The 5,256-nt window shown below is 66.3% G+C and carries 8 protein-coding genes; all 8 read right to left on the bottom strand.

Going from position 1 to position 5,256, the window contains the following annotated elements; genetic code table 11:
* A partial coding sequence (locus AC2VON_RS04845; RefSeq protein WP_486951926.1) for an NADH-quinone oxidoreductase subunit D occupies positions 1-1,276 on the bottom strand: 1,276 nt, incomplete at its 3' end.
* Entirely contained in the window at positions 1,276-1,986 is a 711-nt protein-coding gene (locus AC2VON_RS04840; protein ID WP_486951925.1) for an NADH-quinone oxidoreductase subunit C, read from the bottom strand. The genes AC2VON_RS04840 and AC2VON_RS04845, both read right to left, overlap by 1 nt.
* Complete coding sequence (locus AC2VON_RS04835) at positions 1,983-2,537, bottom strand: NuoB/complex I 20 kDa subunit family protein (RefSeq protein ID WP_486951924.1); 555 nt, start codon at positions 2,535-2,537, stop codon at positions 1,983-1,985. Before AC2VON_RS04835 ends, AC2VON_RS04840 begins: the two co-directional genes overlap by 4 nt.
* A gap of 8 nt (positions 2,538-2,545) precedes the next feature.
* On the bottom strand, positions 2,546-2,923 hold the full coding sequence (locus tag AC2VON_RS04830) for an NADH-quinone oxidoreductase subunit A (RefSeq protein WP_486951923.1): 378 nt from the start codon (positions 2,921-2,923) through the stop codon (positions 2,546-2,548).
* 185 nt (positions 2,924-3,108) lie between these two features.
* Positions 3,109-3,552 (bottom strand): Rv3143 family two-component system response regulator, encoded by a 444-nt coding sequence (locus AC2VON_RS04825; RefSeq protein ID WP_486951927.1) that lies wholly within the window; start codon positions 3,550-3,552, stop codon positions 3,109-3,111.
* A gap of 37 nt (positions 3,553-3,589) precedes the next feature.
* Positions 3,590-3,928, bottom strand: a complete 339-nt coding sequence (locus tag AC2VON_RS04820) for a DUF6285 domain-containing protein (protein WP_486951922.1) — start codon at positions 3,926-3,928, stop codon at positions 3,590-3,592.
* Positions 3,925-4,917 (bottom strand): phosphotransferase family protein, encoded by a 993-nt coding sequence (locus tag AC2VON_RS04815; protein WP_486951921.1) that lies wholly within the window; start codon positions 4,915-4,917, stop codon positions 3,925-3,927. Before AC2VON_RS04815 ends, AC2VON_RS04820 begins: the two co-directional genes overlap by 4 nt.
* A partial coding sequence (locus AC2VON_RS04810; RefSeq protein WP_486951920.1) for an acyl-CoA dehydrogenase family protein occupies positions 4,914-5,256 on the bottom strand: 343 nt, incomplete at its 5' end. The genes AC2VON_RS04815 and AC2VON_RS04810, both read right to left, overlap by 4 nt.

Here is a 5,256-nt window from a genome sequence, read left to right as displayed (position 1 = left end):
CCGAGGCGATCACGTCGGCGACCAGTCCGCCCTCACACATCGCGGCAACAGCCTGCAGGTTGGTGAACGACGGGTCGCGGTAGTGCACCCGGTAGGGGCGGGTGCCGCCGTCGGAGACCATGTGCACGCCGAGCTCACCGCGCGGCGACTCGACCGAGACGAAGACCTGGCCGGGCGGCACCCAGATGTCCTCGGTGACCCGCTTGAAGTGGTGGATCAGGCCTTCCATCGAGTGGCCCATGATCCAGCCGATGTGCTCTTCGGAGTTGCCCAGCCCGTCCGGGCCCAGCTTCAGGTCGGCGGGCCAGGCGATTTTGCGGTCTTCGATCATCACCGGGCTGCCGTGCGACTTGGCCAGCTTCTCGACACATTGTTCGACGATTTTCAGCGACTCCTTGATCTCCTTGATCCGGATGATGTAGCGGCCGTACGCATCACAGCCGTCGTCGGTGATCACGTCGAATTCGTAGTTCTCGTAACCGCAGTACGGTTCGATGCGACGAAGGTCATAGGGCAGCCCGGTGGCCCGCAGGATGGGCCCGGTGATACCCAGGGCCATGCATCCGGTCAGGTCGAGGTAGCCCACGTCCTTGGTGCGGGCCTTCCAGATGTAGTTCTCGTTGAGCAGGTCTTCGATATCTTTCAGCCGCTTCGGCATCAGCTCGAGGAAGTCGCGGATCTGGCCGATCGCTTCGTCGGGCAGGTCCACCGACACCCCGCCGGGTCGGACGTACTGGTGGTTCATCCGCAAGCCGGTGATCGTCTCGAAGATGTCGAGCACCAGTTCGCGCTCCCGGAAGCCATACAGCATCGCGGAAAGCGCACCCAGCTCCATGCCGCCGGTGGCGATCGCGACCAGATGCGACGAGATCCGGTTCAGCTCCATCATCAGCACTCGGATCACCCTGGCGCGTTCCGGGATGTCGCCGGCGATGTCCAGCAGTTTCTCCACGCCCAGGCAGAAGGCGACCTCGTTGAAGAACGGCGCCAGGTAGTCCATCCGGGTCACGAAGGTCACGCCCTGGGCCCAGTAGCGGTATTCCAGGTTCTTCTCGATGCCGGTGTGCAGATAACCGACGCCGCAGCGGGCTTCGGTGACGGTCTCGCCGTCGAGCTCGAGGATCAACCGCAGCACGCCGTGTGTCGACGGGTGCTGGGGCCCCATGTTGACGACGATGCGTTCGCCGGGGTCCGCGGCCTTGGCGGCTTCAACGACCTGTTCCCATTCCTGTCCGCCGACGTTCAAGACGGTCCCCACACCGGGGTGCGTGCTCATCAGGTGTATGCCCTCCGCTCATCGGGTGGCGGGATCTGCGCGCCCTTGTACTCGACTGCTACGCCGCCGAGTGGATAGTCCTTGCGCTGCGGATGGCCGTGCCAGTCGTCGGGCATCTCGATCCGGGTCAGCGAAGGATGGCCGTCGAAGATGATTCCGAAAAAGTCATAGGTTTCCCGCTCGTGCCAGTCCGTGGTGGGGTACACCCCATACAGCGACGGGATGTGCGGATCATCTTCGGGCACAGCGACTTCCAGCCGGACACGACGGTTGTGGGTGATCGACTTCAACGGGTAGACCGCGTGCAGCTCACGGTCGGCGTCGTCGGGGTAGTGCACGCCGCTCACACCGAGGCTCAGTTCGAAACGCAGGTCTGGCTCGTCGCGTAGCAGTCGGGCAACTGTCGGCAGCTGCTCCCGGCGGATGTGCAGCGTCAGTTCGTCACGAAACACCACGACGCTTTCGACGGCATCGGCGTAGCCGACGTGATTGCGCTGAAGTGCCCCGGTGAGGGCGTCGACCACCTCGTCGAAGTATCCGCCGTACGGGCGTGAACTGGGTCCGGGCAAGACGATCTCCTTGACCAGCCTCCCGTACCCGGAGGTGTCGCCGCTGCCCGGTGCGCCGAACAGTCCCCGGCGAACGCCGACCACTTCGCTTTCCGTGGCGGTGTCGGAGCTGGTGTCGGTGCCATTGCCCGGCTGATTCACCGCAACAACCCCTTCATCTGCCAGGTGGACGGGGCTGCCAGCCCTGCTTCTTCGGCCGCGGCGATCGCCTTTACCCGGTTGACGCCCAGCGGCATCTCTTTGATCTTCTCGTGCAGCTTGAGAATCGCGTACATCAACATCTCCGGGCGGGGCGGGCAGCCGGCCAGGTACATGTCGACCGGGACCACGTGGTCGACGCCCTGGAGGATCGCGTAGTTGTTGAACATGCCTCCCGACGACGCGCACACGCCCATCGCCAGCACCCACTTGGGCTCAACCATCTGGTCGTAGATCTGCCGCAGCACCGGCGCCATCTTCTGGCTGACCCGACCGGCGACGATCATCAGATCCGCCTGCCGGGGGGAGGCCCGGAACACCTCCATGCCGAACCGGGACATGTCGTAGTCCGGCGCCATCGTCGACATCATTTCGATCGCGCAGCACGCCAATCCGAACGTCGCCGGCCACATCGAGCCCGTCCGGAAGTATCCGGCCAGTTTCTCCACCGTGCTCAGCAGCAGGCCGCTGGGCAGCTGTTCTTCTAAGCCCATGTGCTATCTCAATCCCAGCTCAGGCCGCCGCGGCGCCAGACGTAGGCGTAGGCGGCGAAGACGACGACGACGAACAGCGCCATCTCGATGAGCGCGAAGACCCCGAGCCCGTCGTAGGCGACCGCCCACGGATAGAGAAAGACGATCTCGATGTCGAAAACGATGAACAACATCGCGGTCAGGTAATACTTCACCGGGAAGCGCTGGCCCTTCGGCGCGTGCGGCCCGCTGACCGGCTGGTCGGTGGGCTCGATGCCGCATTCGTAGGCTTCCAGCTTCGAGCGGTTGTAGCGGGACGGGCCGACCATCGGCGCAATCGCCACTGAGAACACGGCGAAACCGGCGGCCAGGGCCGCGAGTACCAGGATGGGCAGGTACAGATTCATCGAGTGACTATGTTCCTGGGGTTGTCTGGTTGCTGTCGGTGTGAACTCACGCAAGCCTAACGTCCGGCCCCTCGCCGATTGACGACAACCCGAAATTGACGCCCCCTGTGACTATTGTCATCGGCAGTGGTCAACGGCAGCAGGATAATTGGCGTTAACTGCGGTGACGGTTACCCTACCCCGCCCTACCCTCGCCCTACCGGTTGCCCTACCCTTGCTCCCAGCAGCTCGAGCACCACCCGGCTCAGCTGGACCGGGTCGATCGGATGCGGGACGGTGGCCTCCGCGCGCGACCAGCGCGCCAGCCACTCGTCATCGCGGCGGCCGGTGAGCACCACGATCGGTGGGCACGCCGCGATCTCGTCTTTGAGCTGCTTGGCGATCCCCATGCCGCCGGCCGGTGTCGCCTCGCCATCGAGGACGGCCAGGTCGATTCCGCCGGCGTCCAGCTGCGTAATCACGACCGGCTCGGTCGCGGCTTCGACGTAGCTCAACTCAGGCAGATCCGGGTGCAGATGCTTGCCCAGCGCCAGCATGACCTGCTCGCGGACTGAAGCGTCGTCGCTGTAGACAAGGATCCGCAGCGGGGCGGTGACCGTGGTTGCGGCGGTGGCGGACACGGTGCCGATCTTACTGTGGCGCCTGCGCGAAGGCGGTTGCGGTCGGCTATTGGCTGTCGTATCCGGGGTGTGCGACCGCTAATCGGTGCCGTACCAGGATGCGCAGACACGCAGTCACCTCCCCGGCGCGGTCGTCCAGGTCACCGGTCCGGATCGCGGCCGCCAGCCCGGCCTCGTCGGAGAAACCCAGGTCAGCCAGCGCCATGCGGATCTGGTCAGCACCGGTCTCGAGCAGTTCGCGTTCGACGATGCGCAACGCGTTGGCGGCGACCCGGGCGTGGAAGTTGACGGTTCCGCTGGTGGCGTCGCGGACCTCGGTCTCCAGGAACTCGGCGGCCGCCGCTACCAGCTCGGCGGCCGTCGGCCGGCCGTGCAGTCCGTTCACCGGCGCACCCCTTCCGGCAGCTCCAGCAGGTCCAGCAGATCCCACTCCGTTTCGGCGACCCGGCGGCCGATCGCCGCCAGCTCCACCGACCGGGTCTGGCCGCTGAGGTGACGCTGCGCCTGGTAGCGGCAGATCACACCCCAGCGCAGCGTGGCCAACACCAGCCACCAGGCAAAACTCTCCCGGTCGACGGCAGCCCCGCCGGCCTGCTCGTAGGCGGTGAGAAAGTCCTCGATGCTGCCCAGCCCGCCGGCGCAGCGATCGGCCGGCGCGCCGAACCGCCAGGCCCGGATGCAAAACCAGGCCAGGTCCTCGGCCACGTCGCCGATGTGCACCAGCTCCCAGTCCAATACTGCCGCCAGATCGGATCCGTCGACGACGAGGTTGCCCATCCGGAAGTCGCCGTGCACCAGACGAACTTCCGACGGCGGGGGGCGGCGGGCGGCCAACCAGCGAAACGCCCACTCGAACGTGGCGGTGGTGTCCCCGATGGCGTCGAGTCGGGCGCGCCATTGGATCAGTTGGTCCTGGTTCGGCAGACCGGCGGTGGTTGGGTCGGCGCGGTGGATCGCGGCCAGGGCTTGCGCGCACTGGCGCAGCAACCGGTCCCGGCCGGCGCTGTCGAGGTAGCGGAAGATACGCCGGACGATGGTTTCGCCGCTGACCTGGTCGCAGATCAGAAACGGATTACCCAGTGCGGCAACGGAATTATCTGCGAGCAGGATATTGGGGACGGGGGTGCCGGCCGCGCCGGCGGCGACCTGGGCGCGAGCCTCCAACTCCATGCTGGCGTGGACCTCGTCGAGCGGCCCGGTGCGCAGAATCAATGCCCGACGCCCGGTGGCTTGCCCGGTCCCGAAGACCGCGTCGAACGCCCAGGTGGTCCGGCTGGCGCCACCGCTCAGCGAGTGCAGACCCTCGATCGTGACGGTCCCCAGCATCGGTGCCAGCACGCCGGCCAGCCGGGCGGCCAGTGCGTCGGTCGTCATCGGCGCCGGTCGAAACCGAACAGCCGTTGGGCGACCCGGCGGATCTGAATCTCCTCTGCGCCCTCGGTGATCCGGTAGCGGCGATGGTGGCGGTAGATGTGCTCGAACGGCTCGTGCCGGCTGTAGCCGAGCCCGCCGAAGACCTGCATGGCACGGTCGGCGGCATCGCAGACCAGACGGTTGGCACGATAGTTGGCCATCGACACCTTGTCGGAGACCTCCAGGTGGTGATCGCGGTCCAAGTGCCACGCGGCGTAATACACCAGCAGCCGCACCATCTGGGCCTCGGTGTGCAACTCGGCCAGCGGCCACTGCACCGCCTGGTTGACCGCCAGCGGC

It is taken from the genome of Mycobacterium sp. TH-M82 (assembly GCF_057473605.1).
The sequence above is the reverse complement of the archived record's forward strand: the minus strand, read 5'-3'. Positions and strand labels throughout refer to the sequence as shown.